General features: G+C 54.6%; 11 protein-coding genes, 2 tRNA genes and 1 rRNA gene. 4 read left to right on the forward strand and 10 right to left on the reverse strand.

All coding sequences use genetic code 11. The features are described from left to right. The 3 genes from AC2FAK_RS22500 to dnaQ form a co-directional block, all read right to left on the reverse strand. On the reverse strand, positions 1-6,682 hold a 6,682-nt coding region (locus AC2FAK_RS22500), incomplete at its 3' end, for an Ig-like domain-containing protein (protein ID WP_485453329.1). 476 nt (positions 6,683-7,158) lie between these two features. Then, positions 7,159-7,235: transfer RNA gene (locus AC2FAK_RS22505), tRNA-Asp, on the reverse strand. 130 nt (positions 7,236-7,365) lie between these two features. Then, positions 7,366-8,097, reverse strand: coding sequence for a DNA polymerase III subunit epsilon (gene dnaQ, locus AC2FAK_RS22510; protein ID WP_095455771.1), 732 nt, complete (start codon positions 8,095-8,097; stop codon positions 7,366-7,368). Between the two features lie 64 nt (positions 8,098-8,161). Here dnaQ and rnhA point away from each other — a divergent pair, with 64 nt between their 5' ends. Further along, a complete protein-coding gene (gene rnhA / locus AC2FAK_RS22515; RefSeq protein ID WP_013095689.1) occupies positions 8,162-8,629 on the forward strand; it encodes a ribonuclease HI in 468 nt (155 codons plus the stop codon). Here the strand turns inward: rnhA and AC2FAK_RS22520 are convergent, their stop codons facing one another. Beyond that, positions 8,630-9,346, reverse strand: a complete 717-nt coding sequence (locus AC2FAK_RS22520; RefSeq protein ID WP_029882853.1) for a class I SAM-dependent methyltransferase — start codon at positions 9,344-9,346, stop codon at positions 8,630-8,632. A gap of 32 nt (positions 9,347-9,378) precedes the next feature. Between AC2FAK_RS22520 and gloB the strand changes: the two genes are divergently transcribed. Then, positions 9,379-10,137 carry a hydroxyacylglutathione hydrolase gene (gene gloB, locus AC2FAK_RS22525; RefSeq protein ID WP_095455770.1) on the forward strand — a complete coding sequence of 253 codons (759 nt, stop codon included), beginning with the start codon at positions 9,379-9,381 and terminating at the stop codon, positions 10,135-10,137. 68 nt (positions 10,138-10,205) lie between these two features. Continuing rightward, positions 10,206-11,570, forward strand: coding sequence for a murein transglycosylase D (mltD, locus tag AC2FAK_RS22530; protein ID WP_013095686.1), 1,365 nt, complete (start codon positions 10,206-10,208; stop codon positions 11,568-11,570). Positions 11,571-11,620: 50 nt separating this feature from the next. Here the strand turns inward: mltD and AC2FAK_RS22535 are convergent, their stop codons facing one another. From AC2FAK_RS22535 to AC2FAK_RS22545, 3 genes are all read right to left on the reverse strand, one after another. After that, entirely contained in the window at positions 11,621-12,394 is a 774-nt protein-coding gene (locus AC2FAK_RS22535; RefSeq protein ID WP_094085135.1) for a class I SAM-dependent methyltransferase, read from the reverse strand. Positions 12,395-12,470: 76 nt separating this feature from the next. Next, the gene (locus tag AC2FAK_RS22540; protein WP_038420885.1) at positions 12,471-13,268 is read right to left on the reverse strand and encodes an endonuclease/exonuclease/phosphatase family protein; all 798 of its coding nucleotides are present in this window, start codon (positions 13,266-13,268) and stop codon (positions 12,471-12,473) included. A 137-nt stretch (positions 13,269-13,405) separates the two neighbouring features. Next, the gene (locus tag AC2FAK_RS22545) at positions 13,406-14,581 is read right to left on the reverse strand and encodes an MFS transporter (protein WP_029882849.1); all 1,176 of its coding nucleotides are present in this window, start codon (positions 14,579-14,581) and stop codon (positions 13,406-13,408) included. A 104-nt stretch (positions 14,582-14,685) separates the two neighbouring features. On the opposite strand from AC2FAK_RS22545, the gene yafC reads away from it, so the two are divergent. Continuing rightward, entirely contained in the window at positions 14,686-15,591 is a 906-nt protein-coding gene (gene yafC, locus AC2FAK_RS22550) for a DNA-binding transcriptional regulator YafC (protein WP_038982956.1), read from the forward strand. Positions 15,592-15,620: 29 nt separating this feature from the next. Here the strand turns inward: yafC and dkgB are convergent, their stop codons facing one another. The 3 genes from dkgB to rrf form a co-directional block, all read right to left on the reverse strand. Further along, complete coding sequence (gene dkgB / locus AC2FAK_RS22555; RefSeq protein WP_013095681.1) at positions 15,621-16,424, reverse strand: 2,5-didehydrogluconate reductase DkgB; 804 nt, start codon at positions 16,422-16,424, stop codon at positions 15,621-15,623. A gap of 163 nt (positions 16,425-16,587) precedes the next feature. Further along, positions 16,588-16,664, reverse strand: a tRNA-Asp gene (locus tag AC2FAK_RS22560). A 55-nt stretch (positions 16,665-16,719) separates the two neighbouring features. Then, positions 16,720-16,815 (reverse strand): 5S ribosomal RNA (gene rrf, locus AC2FAK_RS22565); the annotation flags it as partial.

The following is a 16,815-nucleotide window of genomic DNA, read 5'->3' on the forward strand; positions in this document are numbered from 1 at the left end:
GTACGGTGGCGGTGCCAATCACCTTGTCGCCATTGTAGACGGTGATGGTGTTGCCGGTTTCCGCACCGGTACCCTTGATCAGCGGACGGTTGTCGTCGGTTTCCCCGCCGGAGGCAATCACGCCTGCGGTGTTCACGTCGTCGTAGACTTCGGTGATCGCCAGCTTGCTCGCATCCGGGGCGGTGTAGTCCAGGGTCAGGACGAAGTCGTCCGATGCCACACTGGTGTTGCCCGCCCTGTCGGTGGCCGTCACGTGGAAGCGGTGCTCGCCTTCCGGCAGTTTCGCCACCGGTGAGAAGCTCCAGGTGCCGTCGGCTTTCGCCGTCACTTCGCCCAGCAGGCCGTTCTGATCGTAGATCTTCACGGTGCTGCCCGCTTCCGCCTTACCGCTCAGGGTCGGGGTCGGATCGTCGGTGGTGCCGCCGTTCGCCAGGTTACCCTGCACGCTGCCCACGTCGTCCAGCGCCGCGTCGATGGTCGGTTTCACCGGCGCATCGGTGTCGATGGTCACGGTCCAGCTGCTGCTGCTCGACTCGTTACCCGTCGGGTCTTTCGCCGTGGCGGTGAAGGTGTGGTCGCCGCGGCCCAGGTCCACGCTCGGCGTGAAGCTCCAGGTGCCGTCCGCGCCCGCGGTGGTGGTACCCAGCACGTTGCTGCCGTCCATGATGGTCACGGTGCTGCCCGCCTTCGCCGTGCCGCTGATTTGCGGACGGGTGTCGTCGGTGAGTGCGCCCTGCGACAGGCTGCCGGTCACGCTGCCGGTGTCATCGGTCACGGCGGTGATTTCCACCTTGCCCGGGACCACGTCAACGGTGATGACCACGTGCGAGCCTTCCGGCCCGGTGTTGCCCGACGGATCGGTGACGGTGGTGGTCAGGTCGTGTGCGCCGTTCGCCAGCGGCTGGTCCGGGGTGTAGCTCCAGGTGCCGTCCGGGTTCACCTTCGCGGTGCCGATGACCTGGCCGTTGTCGATGATGTTCACCGTGCTGCCCGGCTCGGCCCTGCCGCTCAGGGTCGGGGTGTTGTCATCGGTGGTGTCGCCGCTCACGACCGGGCCCTGGTACGCACCGACGTTGTCGGTGACCAGCAGGTCAGAGGCTGCATCCGGGGCTTTTGTATCCACCACGATACCGAAGCCGCCGGTTGGCTCACTGGTGCGGCCCACGCCGTCGGTGACGGTGGCGGTGAAGTTATGGCTGCCGTCTGCCAGCGCCGTATCCGGCGTGAAGCTCCAGCTGCCGTTGCTGCCCACGGTGGTGGTGCCAATCAGACGACCATTGTCGTAGATACTGATGGTGCCGCCCGCCACGCCGCTGCTGCCGCTCAGGGTCGGGGTGGTGTCGTTGGTGACGTCACCCTTCTGCAGGTAGTCCGCATGCGGGGCCACGTCGTCATAGACGGTATCCAGCGTCGGTGCCTGCGGCGGTACGGTGGCCACGTTGATGATGTACTCACCGGACGGACCGGAGACGTTGCCCACGCCGTCGGTCTCTTTCGCCGTCAGGGTGTACTTCCCGTCCGGCAGCGGAGTGGTCGGCTCGAGGGACCAGGTGCCGTCGGCCTGCACTTTCGCGGTGCCAATGACCTTGTCGCCGTTGTACACGGTGATGGTGTTGCCGGCTTCCGCACCGGTACCCTTGATCAGCGGACGGTTGTCGTCGGTTTCCCCGCCGGAGGCAACCACGCCTGCGGTGTTCACGTCGTCGTAGACTTCGGTGATCGCCACTTTGCTCGCGTCAGGCGCGGTGTAGTCGGTGATCAGTACAAAATCATCTGATTCCGGACCCGTGTTACCGGCCTTATCGGTTGCGGTAGTGGTGATATGGTGCTCACCCTCTGGCAGCGCGGTGGTTGGCGTAAATTGCCAGCCGCCATTTTCGTCCACCACGGTAGAACCAATCAGCTCCCCGTTATCATAGATATCGACACGGCTGCCCGGCTCTGCGGAACCTTTAAAGGTTGGGTTCGCATCATCGGTGGTGCTACCGCTGCTCAGATCGCCACGGCTGGAGCCGACGTCATCAGTCGCAACACCAATAACCGGTTTTTCCGGTGCCACGGTATCGACAGAGATATCAAAGGACGGAGAGGTCACGTCGTTTCCGGCCGGGTCTTTGGAAATCACGGTCAGGCTGTGATCGCCATCGGCCAGATCCTGTTCAGGGGTAAAGGTCCAGTTGCCGTCCGGATCCACCACGGTGGAGCCCAGTACATCGTCGCCATCCATGATGGTTACGGTGCTGCCTGGCTTACCTTTACCGCTCAGTTCAGGACGTGCGTCATCGGTCACAGTGCCTGGCTTCAGGTTGCCCACGATCGGCCCCTGATCATCCACCACTTCACCTACGGTAACCTGGTTTGGATCCGGATCGACGGTGAAGGAGATCCCCGGAGACGGTTCACTGGTGTTGCCAGACGGATCGGTCACGGTAGTGGTGATCTCATGATCGCCTTTAGCCAGAGGCGTGTCTGGCGTATAGGACCATTTACCTTCGTCATCAACGATGACGGAACCGATCTTCTCGTCGTTATCGTAGATGTCCACCACGCTGCCCGGCTCGGCTTCGCCGCTCAGGGTCGGGGACTGATCGTCGGTGGTGTCGCCCGGACCTACCGGCCCCTGCTTGTCGCCCACGTTATCATTGATAACGATATTTTCTGCCGGAGACGGTGCCGCAGTATCGATCACGATCGGGAAGCTGCCGCTGGTGCGCGCGTTGCCCGCTGCGTCAGTCGCCGTGACGGTGAAGGTGTGCTGACCATCCGCCAGCGCGGTATCCGGGGTGAACGACCACTTACCGCTGCTGTCCGCCTTGACGGTGCCAATCACTTTCCCGTTGTCGAGGATAGACACAACGTCGCCCGGTGCAGCGCTGCCGCTCAGGGTTGGGGTGGTGTCGTTGGTGGTTTCGCCTTTCTGCATTGGGCCGACGTGCGGCTCGGCGTTGTCCACAACGCTGTTGATGGACGGCTCGGTGCTGACCGGGATCAAAACGGTAATGTCGTAAGACGGTGCTTCACCCGCTACGCGGTTGCCTACTGCGTCCTGGGTTTCCAGCGTCAGCTGATTAAGCCCTTCCACCAGCGGTGTATCCAGTGCCAGCGTCCAGTTGCCTTCACTGTCGACCACGGCTGAGCCCAGCAGATGTTTGCCGTTAGCATCCGTGCTGTAAACAAAGACGGTGCTTCCCGCTTCACCAATACCATTGATAACCGGTTTGCTGTCATCGGTGATTTCACCGCTGGCCACGTTACCCTGACGGCCGCCGACATCATCCATTACGGACGTAATGTTCAGTACATCGCTGCTTGCCACTGGTGGGGTGTAGTCGGTCACCAGCACAAAATCATCCGATTCCGGACCGGTGTTGCCCGCTTCATCCGTTGCGGTGGTGGTGATATGGTGCTCACCTTCTGGCAGAGGTGTGGTTGGCGTGAACTGCCAGGCGCCGTTGTCGTCCGCAATCGTCGAACCAATATGCTCACCGTTGTCATAAATATCGACACGGCTGCCCGGCTCTGCAGAGCCGTTGAAGGTTGGGTTTGCGTCGTCGGTGGTGCCGCCGTTGCTCAGATCGCCACGAATTGTTCCCACATCATCGGTTGCGGATCCCAGTACAGGTTTTTCCGGGGCGGTCGCATCAACGGTAATATCAAAGGACGGAGAGGTCACCTCGTTTCCGGCCGGGTCTTTGGAAATCACGGTCAGGCTGTGACCGCCATCGGCCAGATCCTGTTCAGGAGTGAAGGTCCAGTTGCCGTCCGGATCCACCACGGTGGAGCCCAGTACATCGTCGCCATCCATGATGGTCACGGTGCTGCCTGGCTTACCTTTACCGCTCAGTTCAGGGCGGACATCATCGGTCACGGTGCCTGGCTTCAGGTTGCCCACGATCGGCCCCTGGTCATCCACCACTTCACCCACGGTCACCTGGTTTGGATCCGGATCGACGGTGAAGGAGATCCCCGGAGACGGTTCACTGGTGTTGCCAGACGGATCGGTCACGGTGGTGGTGATCTCATGATCGCCTTTAGCCAGAGGCGTGTCTGGCGTATAGGACCATTTACCTTCGTCATCAACGATGACGGAACCGATCTTCTCGTCGTTATCATAGATGTCCACCACGCTGCCCGGCTCGGCTTCGCCGCTCAGGGTCGGGGACTGATCGTCGGTGGTGTCGCCTGGACCTACCGGCCCCTGCTTGTCGCCCACGTTATCATTGATAACGATATTTTCTGCCGGAGACGGTGCCGCAGTATCGATCACGATCGGGAAGCTGCCGCTGGTGCGCGCGTTGCCCGCTGCGTCAGTCGCCGTGACGGTGAAGGTGTGCTTGCCATCCGCCAGCGCAGTATCCGGGGTGAACGACCACTTCCCGTTGCTGTCCGCCTTGACGGTGCCAATCACTTTCCCGTTGTCGAGGATAGACACAACGTCGCCCGGTGCAGCGCTGCCGCTCAGGGTTGGGGTGGTGTCGTTGGTGGATTCGCCTTTCTGCATTGGACCGACGTGCGGCTCGGCGTTGTCCACAACGCTGTTGATGGACGGTGCAGTACTCACCGGGATCAGCAGATTGATGTCGTAAGACGGCGCTTCACCGGCAACGCGGTTGCCCGCCGGGTCCTGCGTCTCCAGGGTCAGCTTGTTCAGGCCTTCCGTCAGTGGGGTTTCTGGTGTCAGGCTCCAGGTGCCATCACTGCCTACCACCGCTGTACCAATCAGGTGTTTGCCGGAAGAGTCGGTGGTGTAGACAAAGACGGTGTTCCCGGCTTCACCGATACCACTGATGAGCGGTTTGCTGTCATCGGTGATGTCACCGCTAGCTACATTGCCCTGACGATCGCCTACGTCATCCGTAACGCCGGTAATATTCAGAACATTTGCTGAAGCATCAGGCGCGGTAGTGTCAACTTCAAACTCCAGCGCTTCCGAGGGATCGCTGGTATTGCCCGCCTTATCCGTCTGCGTAACGGTGATACTGTGATCGCCTTCACCCAGCGGTTTCTCTGGTTTCAGCGTCCAGTTGCCTTTATCGTCAATAACGGTTGTGCCAAGCACCTCGTCACCATCATAAATGGTCACGGTGTCGCCCGGTTCACCTTTACCGCTGAATACCGGACGGGTTTCATCCGTGACGTCACCGCCTTTCAGCTGGCCCGTAATCGGCCCGGTATTATCCTGGGCATCGGCCATATCCGGTTTGGCTGGCGGCGTGGTATCCACAATAATCTGAATCGGATCGGAAGGATCGCCTTCATTGCCGAGCGGATCTTCCTCAACGACCACGACATTATGTTCACCCTCGGTAAGTTCATCCTTAGGTGTAAATGACCATTTACCTTCGTCGTCGACGATAACCGAGCCGATCTCTTTATCATTGTCTTTGATAATGATGGTATTGCCCGGTGTTCCCTCTCCACTGAAAGAAGGCTGACTGTCATCCGTTACATCACCCGGTTTGAGCGGACCGGTTACCGGACCGGTATTGTCAATGACCTCAGGCGTTTCTGCTTTTCCCGGAGGTTCAGTCAATACAATAAAATCACGCTCGTCAGACGGTTCGCTGACGTTACCCGCTTTATCCGTCTGGCTGACCGTGATGCTGTGGCTACCGTCAGTGAGGTTCTCGGACGGTTTGAAATACCAACGGCCATCCTCGTTAACGGTGGTTTCGCCGATCTTTTTACCGTTATCGTAAATCGCGATCGTTGCGCCTGCTTCACCGGTACCGCTCATTTCTGGTTTCGGATCGTCGGTGTAAGCATCATCATGAATTTCACCGGTGGTTTTACCCACTTTGTCCATGATGTGTTCAATCGTCGGCGCTTTTGGCGCAACCGTATCAACGACGATGACAATCGGGTCTGATGGAGGACTCGCGTTGCCGTCAGGATCTTTTTCCACGACGGTCAGCTCGTGCTCACCTTCACCCAGTGGCTTATCAGGCGTATAGCTCCACTCGCCTTCATCATCGACGATAACGGAGCCAATCTCTTTGTCGTTATCGTAGATATGGATGGTATCACCAGGCTTACCTTTACCGGTCAGCGTCGGCGTTGAGTCATCGGTCGTATCACCTGATTTTAACGGGCCTTTGATTGAGCCTTCATCATCCATCGTGGTGCCGATGCTCGGCTTATCAGGCGTGGAGTGGTTATCGCCGTCGTCGTTGTCCATCTCAGACAGCGCGAAAGCAGCCCCTACACCCGCCGCCGCAAGTGCAAACCATCCCAGCATGCCAAACAGCATGTCGTTGTCGTCATCCGGGGCCGTCAGAAGAGGCCCACCCGCGCCTAACGGTTCTCCGCCTAACGCCACAGGTGACATGCTGCCGTCAGCCATCAGATAGCCGGTGTCGTAGCTTTCGCCCGACAGAGGAACATAGGCGTAGAGTAATCCATCTTCCGCCATGCCCATCAGCACCGGGTTGTTAGGATCACCATTGAAGTAATCTTCAATAATTATGCTTGGCTGTGTATCGCCTTCCTGGATAATGTGCAGCGCCTTGCCTACGCGCTGCAGCGTAATATTTTCTGGAGCGAAGTCGTCGTTAATATTCTTCAATAAATATTTATTGCCGGGGATAAGTTTTACCTTAACCGTCCGGCCTGCATCTGCGGTCAACAACCGAGTTTTTCCGTCTCCGTTATTGACCGCTAAAATGACTTTATTGTCCGTCATACTTAAAGTCCTTGGTGAATTTCACTCACTAAATAGTGGATATATAAACATTTTTGTTGATACACCCTGAACTGCCTTACGTTGATGCCTTTCTGAGATAATTCATGTCCACAGGGTTCATCGACATGATGCTTAAAACTATCATGTCTGACCTCTTAATATGGGTAGGAAAAAACCACGCAACGCTCTACGCCGCATTAGGAATAGTTGACATCAAAAAGCTATTAATGAGTGAACAAGGAAAGAGGAGGAAAAGAATAATTAACGGTTAAGAACTTACACGAAAAGAATAATAAATCAAATTGATTATTTTAATAATAATATCAGAATGAGTTTTTTAATTAAAAATCAATTAAACAGGAACTCAGCCGTTCACCGCGTGACGACAGCAACGGGCCGGGTAGACGAGAAATTCAGGATTGAGGAAACGCAGAAATGAAAAAGGCCCACGTTATAAATAACGTGGGCCTGAATAGTGGCGGAACGGACGGGACTCGAACCCGCGACCCCCTGCGTGACAGGCAGGTATTCTAACCGACTGAACTACCGCTCCGCTGTGTTCCCTTGGGAACGAGGCGCATATTACGGTTTGCCTCTGAACTCGTCAACGCTTTTTCTCACGTTTTGAATCGTTTGCTGCAAAAATCACCCGAACGGTGATTTTACAGGCATTCTGGCATGCCTTACGCACGCCACATACAGCTTCCGCCCTTCTTCTGGACCAGATCCAGACGAGATTCGTGGTTGAGAAGCTCTTCATCACTCGCTAAAACAACCCGCAAGCGGCTGGCCTGACGAACAACACGCTGAATTCCCGCTTCGCCCTGCGTCTGCTGAGATTCATTCTCCATGCTGAACTTCATTGACGTTTGACCGCCGGTCATCGCCAGATAGACATCCGCCAGGATCTGGGCATCGAGCAATGCTCCGTGCAGCGTTCGCTTGGTGTTGTCTATTTCATAACGTGAACAGAGCGCATCGAGGCTGTTACGCTTGCCGGGGAACATCTTCCTGGCCAGCGCCAGGCTGTCAGTGACCTTGCAGAAGGTGTTCGTTTTGGGGATATCGCGCTGGAGCTTACTAAACTCGTAGTCCATAAAGCCGATATCGAACGAGGCGTTGTGAATGACGAGCTCTGCGCCTTTGATGTAGTCCAGAAATTCGTCCGCCACCTCCGCGAAGGTCGGTTTATCCAGCAAGAACTCATCGGCAATACCATGAACGCCGAACGCTTCGGGATCCACCAGCCGATCGGGTTTGAGATAGACGTGAAAGTTGTTCCCCGTCAGACGACGGTTCACCATCTCAACAGCACCGATCTCAATGATCTTGTGCCCTTCGTAGTGCGCGCCGATCTGGTTCATACCGGTGGTTTCGGTATCAAGAACAATCTGGCGAGTAATTGCAGTGCTCATAGCGGTCATTTATGTCAGACTTATCGTTTAACTGAACGTTTCAAATACAGGAAGTCTACCAGAGATGCGTAAACAGGTAGAAATTTTCACCGATGGATCTTGTCTCGGTAACCCAGGGCCTGGCGGCTATGGCGCGATTATGCGCTATCGTCAGCACGAAAAAACTTTTAGTGAAGGGTATTTCCTGACCACCAACAACCGCATGGAGTTGATGGCGGCCATCGTGGCGCTGGAAGCCTTAAAAGAACATTGTGACGTGGTGCTCAGTACCGACAGCCAGTACGTGCGCCAGGGGATCACTCAGTGGATCCACAACTGGAAAAAACGCGGCTGGAAGACGGCAGATAAGAAGCCCGTCAAGAATGTCGATCTCTGGAAACGACTGGATGCGGCGCTGGGCCAGCATAATATTAAGTGGGAATGGGTAAAAGGCCATGCCGGTCACCCGGAAAACGAGCGCTGCGATGAACTGGCGCGGACGGCGGCCGCTAACCCGGCACATGAGGACGCGGGCTATCAGCCTGAATCCTGATTACGGTTTTCTGTACTGCCGCGTGGCCCCCACGGTCTGGCGGATCGGCGTTTTGGTTTTGCTCTGCTTCATCGGGTTAAGCGTCAGGGGAATGGTTCGCTTACGCGCAACGATAAACTGCAAGCAGCCTAATGCGGGCAAATGGGTACTCAGCAAAACGCCCCCTTTTCTGGCCCAGGGCAGTACCTGAAATCCGCCGTAGCTGAGCACTTCAAAATTCAGCAGCGAAAGCCAGTCCAGCTGGCGCATCATGGTGAACATCCGGCTGTTATAAGGAGGAGTGCGGCGTAATACGGGCACCAGCTTGCGTAGCCCCATCAGGCTCAGCGGATTAAACCCGCTTATCACCAGCCAGCCGTCATCTATCAGCACGCGATCGGCTTCACGCAGCATGCGATGAGGATCGCTGCACCAGGGTATCGTATGCGCCAGCAGGCACGCATCAACCGACTTTTCCGCAAACGGCAGATGTAAAGGGTCTGCCTTCACCTGAACGGGCGATCCGCCGAGAGAGACATGGACCTGATGTGAGATAGCGCAGCTTTCGGTATTGATTTCCGCGCTGAGATTGCCAATCTTAAGCAGGTGAAAGCCATACATTTTCGCGAGCCAGGGCTTAAGCTGTAGTTCTAATGCCTCGCGATAGTATTCACCCCAGGGCAATTCCGCCCAACGTTCCGGTGCTGCGACAGTCTGAGGTATCCTTGCCGGTTTCATCAAAACACCCGCCACGCTATAAGAGGTAATGTATGAATCTTATCAGTATTCCTGCCTTTGAGGACAATTACATCTGGGTTTTAGTCGATGACGCGCGTCGATGCGTCATTGTCGACCCCGGAGAGGCCGCCCCGGTTCTGCAGGCAATAAAAGAGAACGGCTGGCAGCCTGAAGCAATCCTCCTGACCCACCATCACCACGATCATACCGGCGGTGTGCCTGAGCTGCGCGCCCGGTTCCCGCATCTGGGGGTTTACGGACCGGCAGAGGCACAAGATAAGGGAATCACGCAAGTAGTCGAAGAAGGCAAAAATATCCTCATACGTGAGTGGGAGTTTTCCGTATTTGCTACACCAGGTCACACTTTGGGACATCTGTGTTTCTACAGCAAACCTTATCTGTTTTGTGGCGATACGCTGTTTTCTGGCGGCTGTGGAAGACTGTTTGAAGGCACGCCAACCCAGATGTATCAATCTTTACAAAAAATTAATGCCCTGCCTGACGATACTGTAATTTGTTGCGCGCATGAGTATACATTAGGAAATATGAAGTTTTCTGCCAGCATTTTACCTGAGGATCGTGCGATTCAGGATTACTATCAGAAAGTGAAGGAGTTACGTGCAAAAAACCAAAAAACACTACCCGTAATTCTGAAAAACGAGCGTAAAATTAATTTATTTCTTAGAACAGATGACATTGATTTAATTAATAAAATTAACCAAGAAACAAAATTGCAACAACCAGAACAGCGATTTGCATGGTTAAGGTCAAAGAAAGATAACTTCAGATAATTGCGGGTTGCCTTTTCAAAATTTCGCCGTTATCATCGCTCGTCTTTTAAGCAACTATTGACACACACATGAAGGCAAAAGCGATCTTACTCGCCTCTGTCCTGCTTGTTGGTTGCCAGTCGCAGAACGGCAGCAACGTACAACAGCACGCACAGAGCCTTTCTGCAGCTGGTCAAGGGGAAGCAGGGAAGTTTACAAGCTCAGCGCGTTGGTTGGACGATGGGACATCTTTCGCGCAGGATCAAAACTTGTGGACCTCTATTGGCGACGAGCTAAAGATGGGAATTCCGGAAAACAGCCGGATTCGCGAACAGAAACAGAAGTATTTAAGAAATAAGAGCTATCTCCACGATGTAACGTTACGGGCAGAGCCGTATATGTACTGGATAGCCGGGCAAGTTAAGAAACGTAACATGCCTATGGAGCTGGTACTCCTACCCATAGTGGAGAGCGCTTTTGACCCACACGCGACGTCTGGTGCCAATGCCGCAGGTATTTGGCAGATCATTCCGAGCACCGGGCGAAACTACGGTTTGAAACAGACCCGTAACTATGATGCGCGTCGCGATGTTGTCGCTTCCACGACAGCCGCTCTCGACATGATGCAACGTCTGAACAAGATGTTTGACGGCGACTGGTTGTTAACGGTTGCGGCGTATAATAGTGGCGAAGGTCGTGTACTGAAGGCAATGAAAGCGAATAAAGCACGGGGTAAATCCACCGATTTTTGGTCGCTCTCACTGCCACAGGAAACAAAGATTTACGTACCGAAAATGCTGGCATTGAGTGATATTCTCAAAAACAGCAAGCGTTACGGTGTACAACTGCCAACACCAGACGAAAGTCGTGCACTGGCGCGCGTTCGCCTCAGCAACCCGGTTGATATTCAACAGGTTGCCGATATGACGGGTATGTCGGTAAGTAAACTGAAAACCTTTAACGCGGGTGTTAAAGGCTCAACGCTGGGGGCGAGTGGCCCACAGTATGTGATGGTTCCGCAGAAACATGCTGAACAGTTACGTGAGTCTTTAGCGTCTGGTGAAATTGCCGCCGTTCAGTCAACGCTGATTGCGGATGCATCATCAGTCAACAGCCGCAGCTATAAGGTTCGTAGCGGTGATACGCTTTCGGGCATTGCATCACGTCTTGGCGTGACAGCAAAAGATCTGCAGCAGTGGAATAACCTGCGCAGCTCAGGTCTGAGAGTGGGTCAGACACTGACGGTGGGTGCGGGTAGCAGCGCACAGCGTCTCGCCAATAACAGCGATAGCATTACCTATCGCGTGCGTAAAGGCGATTCACTGTCCAGTATCGCAAAACGACACGGCGTGAACATTAAGGATGTGATGCGCTGGAATAATGATACTGACAATCTGCAACCAGGCGACCAGCTGACACTGTTTGTGAAAAACAGCGCCACGCCAGACTCCTGATTACACGATACAAAGATAAAAAGGCACCGATTCCCCTCGGTGCTTTTTTTTTACTTCGCTTTTTGCGCTTCAACCATGATGGTATCGCTGGTAAACGAACCGTCATCCTGCAATTCAAAGTAGGCCTTCACCTCTGAGGAAGCACTGTCCTGATACAACCGTATGGCCTGGCTTAACGCGTCCGGGGTGCGCATACGGGCGATCCACGAACTAAATTCCAGCGGTAAGCGATCGGTTATCAGTGAACGTGAAATTAAACCGGCCTCAGTAATAAACGTTAACCACTCCCCACTGGAATAATCCTGCACGTGCGAGGTGTCACGCAGCGCTTCAACCGTCTGCAGCCAGATGTTCCGTACAGGGTGACCCGGAGACATGACGTCCATAATGATGACGGTTCCACCCGGCTTCAGCACGCGTTTGACTTCCCGTAATGCCTGGCCGACATCGTGCCAGTGGTGCGCGGAGTAACGGCTGATAACAACGTCAAACGACGCCTCTTCGAAAGGTAAGGATTCGGCATAGCCCTGGCGCGTATCGACATTGGTGAGCCCTTTGGCTTTTGCCGCCTCAGCCACCACCTCCAGCATCTGGCTGGATAAATCATACGCCGTAACCTGAGCCACATGCTGCGCTGCTGTAAAGCTGGCATGCCCTGCTCCGCAGCCTAAATCCAGCACCGTTGCCTGCGGGAACGCCGAGAGACGCTCGCCGAGACGCACCAGATCGCGGCCGGAAGCATGAACGGCGCTGGTCAGATAGGCGCTTGCCTGGGAACCAAACTGTTTTTCGACGTTGTCGTGATGAGAGTGTGTTGTTGTCATTGTACTGTCCTTGCGTTGGTTAAAGTAAAGGGCAGCACTCAACCGGCCTGCCCCACGGCAGACCTGACTCACCATATTAATCAGGTTTGCCGGGACTGAATTCCACTAGTAGCGGGTTGTGATCGGAGGCGCGAGTGACCAGAACAGAGGCATCATGCACGCTCAAACCACGATAGAAAACGAAATCGAGAGGACGACCGAACGCTTTCTTGCGCTGGTCATCACTAAAACGAACTTCACGCAGCGACATCTCCCGCGCAAAGCGATACAGCGCGTTCATGCGTGGACGGCTCCAGGCATTGAAATCCCCGGCCATAATAATAGGCCCACTGTGATGGGCTATCTGGTCGCCAATCGGAAGTAACTGCTTACTATACACATCCACGCCCAGACTGAAGTTTACCGCATGGATGTTCACGACCATCAGCAGCCGCGTGTCAGGCAGTGGGTAGACCGTCACCAGCGCCGATTTTGCCAGTCGCAGGATAGGCTCGCGCTCGCGCAGCGGGCAGCAGTAAACCGGATGCGCGGCAGAAAGGGTCATCACGCCAGAGGGATGTTGCGGCAATACAAATGCGGGCACCTGGTCGGCGGCGAGATAGTTAGTGGTCGCAAACCTTACCAGCTCAGGCGTGGTTTGCGCCTCCTGCAGCAGAACCAGATGGGCATCTTTACCAAAGTTCTTGAGGACGGATAACCAATCCGCGCGCTGCTGTTTAAAGATATTCCATACCAGCACCCGAATTTTTTCATCGCTGCTTAACGGTGTACCGGCAGGTAATGCCTGGCTGAGGCTCGCAAACGACCCGGGAGGCAAGATCCTCTCCGCGGGCATTCCGGCAACATAACGCATGGCATAGGTATTTTTTCGCACTTTTGGAAACAACCTCTGTAACATGAACCAGCCCGGAAAACGGACTGGTTCTAATGTTATAGGGATTTTAGGTCACACTTTCAACGCAATTACTGAGAAACCTCTTTCCAGTTTTGTAAGCAAGCACTTACTGAGGTTTAACCAAGCGCTACGCGAGAGGGTTTATCAAGGCGCCCGCTCAGACCAATCAGCAGGAAGGCAACGAGCACAATAACGGCACCAATCCACGGGGTTTGGGTTAATCCAAAGTGCTCCACCGTCTGCCCGCCAACGATGGAACCGATCGCGATACCAATGTTGAAGGCGGCAATGTTCAGACCAGAAGCCACATCCACCGCATTTGGCGTATAGCGTTCGGCTTTTTGTACCACATAGACCTGCAGGCCGGGTACATTACCAAAGGCAAAGATGCCCATGACCAGTACCGTTACCAGCGCGGCGTACTGAATCGATGCCGTGAACTGGAAGAGCATCAGCAGAATCACCAGTGCCGCGAAGATAAACTTAAGCGCTGGTACAGCACCATGCTTATCCGCGAGCTTACCTCCCCAGATGTTGCCAATCGCCACAGAGATACCGTACCCCAGTAAAATCCAGCTTACCGCTGCAGGAGAGAAGCCGGCCAGATCCTGCATCATTGGAGCGAGGAAGGTGAATGCCGTGAACACGCCGCCGTAGCCCAGCGCCGTAACGGCATAGATGAGCAGTAAACGAGGATGTGTGAGCACCTTAATCTGATCGCTCAGTCTTGCGCTTGTACGGCCGGGAATATTCGACGGTACCAGCAGCAGGCTGGCCACCAGTGCAATCACGCCCAGTAAAGAAACGGCGAGGAAGGTTTCACGCCAGCCGAAATGTTGTCCGATGAACGTCCCTAATGGTACGCCGGTGACCAGTGCGACGGTCAATCCGCCAAACATAATGGCAATGGCTGATGCGGCTTTCTCTTTAGGTACCAGGCTGGTTGCAATGGTGGAGCCAATCGAGAAGAACACCCCATGAGCAAGGCCAGTCAGCAGGCGGGCAATGACCAGCGTCGTGTAGTCCGGCGCCTGCCAGGCCAGTATATTGCCGGCCGTGAAGAGCACCATCAGCGCGACCAGCAGTTGCTTACGCGGGAATCGCCCGGTTAATGCCGTCAGGACGGGCGCGCCGACAGCGACACCCAAAGCATAGATGGAGACCAACAGCCCGGCTGAAGGTAATGAGATAGCAAGCTGGTTAGCGATGGTAGGAACCAGTCCTACGATAACAAATTCGGTCGTGCCAATTGCAAAGGCACTGATCGTCAGGGCAAGTAGCGCCAGTGGCATAAAATACTCCGTATCATCAGGATTAAGATGACAGGCAGTATGCGCCAGTGGTTAAATAACAAAAATGGTCAAAATCTCAATAGAATTTTGCAGGTGGTGCAACAATGAAAGCAACCTCGGAAGAGCTGACAATCTTTGTCGCCGTCGTCGAAAGTGGCAGTTTTAGCCGCGCGGCAGAGCAGTTAGGGCAGGCAAACTCTGCTGTAAGCCGCTCAGTGAAAAAGCTTGAGATGAAGCTTGGGGTGAGTCTTCTCAACCGCACGACGCGGCAGTTGAGCCTGACGGAAGAAGGTGAACGGTACTTCCGCCGGGTGCAGTCTGTCTTACAGGAGATGGCTGCAGCAGAGACCGAGATCATGGAAACGCGCAGCACACCGCGTGGGCTATTGCGTATTGATGCGGCCACACCGGTAGTTCTGCACTTTCTGATGCCGCTGATTAAACCTTTCCGTGAACGCTATCCTGAGATGACGCTCTCTTTGGTCTCCTCCGAGACCTTTATCAATCTTATCGAACGTAAAGTCGATGTGGCGATCCGGGCGGGAACCCTGACGGACTCAAGCCTGCGCGCGCGTCCTCTGTTTGCCAGCTACCGTAAAATCATCGCCTCACCACAATACATCGCTGAACACGGCAAACCTGAAACCGTTGAAGAGCTGAAGCAGCATCTGTGTCTGGGTTTCACCGAGCCGGTATCACTGAATACCTGGCCTGTTGCCTGCCCTGACGGTCAGTTGCATGAGATCACCTGCGGGTTGTCGTCCAACAGCGGGGAAACGCTGAAGCAGCTGTGTCTTGAAGGAAATGGGATCGCCTGTTTGTCTGATTACATGATTGATAAAGAAATTGCGCGCGGTGAGCTCGTGGAGTTAATGGCGGACAAGCGTCTGCCGGTAGAGATGCCCTTCAGTGCGGTTTACTACAGTGACAGAGCGGTGAGCACGCGTATCCGTGCCTTTATCGACTTTCTGAGCGAGCATATAAAAACAGCTCCCGAAGGAGCTGTGTGAGGGTTAAGCGTACAGAGGGTAGGTCAATATTAATCCCAGTCTGGCGCTAAACCTTCCGGGCTCACCAGGCGATCGTTGCACTCCAGGGCAGCGATCGCTTTTTTGTCTTCGTCATCCAGCTGGAGATCCACAGCTAACAGGTTGCTGGCCAGGTTTTCACGCTTCGTTGAAGATGGAATAACGGCATAACCTTCACCCATCGCCCAGGCCAGGATCACCTGTGCAGCCGTTGCGTTATGTTTATTTGCAATACGTGCAATGACCTCATCTTTCAGCGCTTTACCGTATGCCAGCGTCATGTAAGAAGTGATGTGAATGCCGTGCTGTTTGGCCCACGCCACCACGTTGCGGTTTTGCAGATAAGGGGAGAGCTCAATCTGGTTGGTGGCAATGTTCTCTGCGCCAACGGCAGCGATGGCTTTTTCCATCAACGGAATGGTGAAGTTCGAAATACCAATTTGACGGGTTAAGCCCTGCTCTTTCGCTTCCAGCAGCGCCTGCATGAATTCTTCTACAGAAACGGCATCATTCGGAGATGGCCAGTGGATCAGGGTCAGATCGACATAGTCAGTACGCAGCTTCTTCAGGCTCTCTTTCAGGCTTGGGATCAGCTTGTCTTTACTGAGGTTCTCGATCCAGATTTTGGTGGTGATAAACAGTTCGTTACGCGGTACACCGCTTTCTTCAATCGCCTGGCCAACCGCAGCTTCATTTTCATAAATCTGCGCGGTATCAATTGCGCGATAGCCAAGCTCAAGGGCGGTTTTGACCGATGCGATAACAACGTCGTCTTTCAGGCGGAAAGTGCCCAGGCCTAATGCAGGGATAGTCATGTCATTCCTCGTTATTCGTAATGTTCGTTAACTGAGGAAGATTATCGCTGCTGGCGTTATGCTGAAAAAGGTCGTAAAACGCAGAGGATTTTTGCTGATTTAGCAATAATTGGGAAGCAGATAAGAAAAAAGCCCTGAGCGTTAACTCAGGGCTTTTAATAAGTGGCGGAACGGACGGGACTCGAACCCGCGACCCCCTGCGTGACAGGCAGGTATTCTAACCGACTGAACTACCGCTCCACCGAAGACTGCTGTAACCACCGGATTTATGCACCGGCTTATTACTTAATTTGATGCCTGGCAGTTCCCTACTCTCACATGGGGAGACCCCACACTACCATCGGCGCTACGGCGTTTCACTTCTGAGTTCGGCATGGGGTCAGGTGGGACC

The sequence above is a fragment of the Enterobacter cloacae complex sp. 394F7 genome (assembly GCF_057320385.1).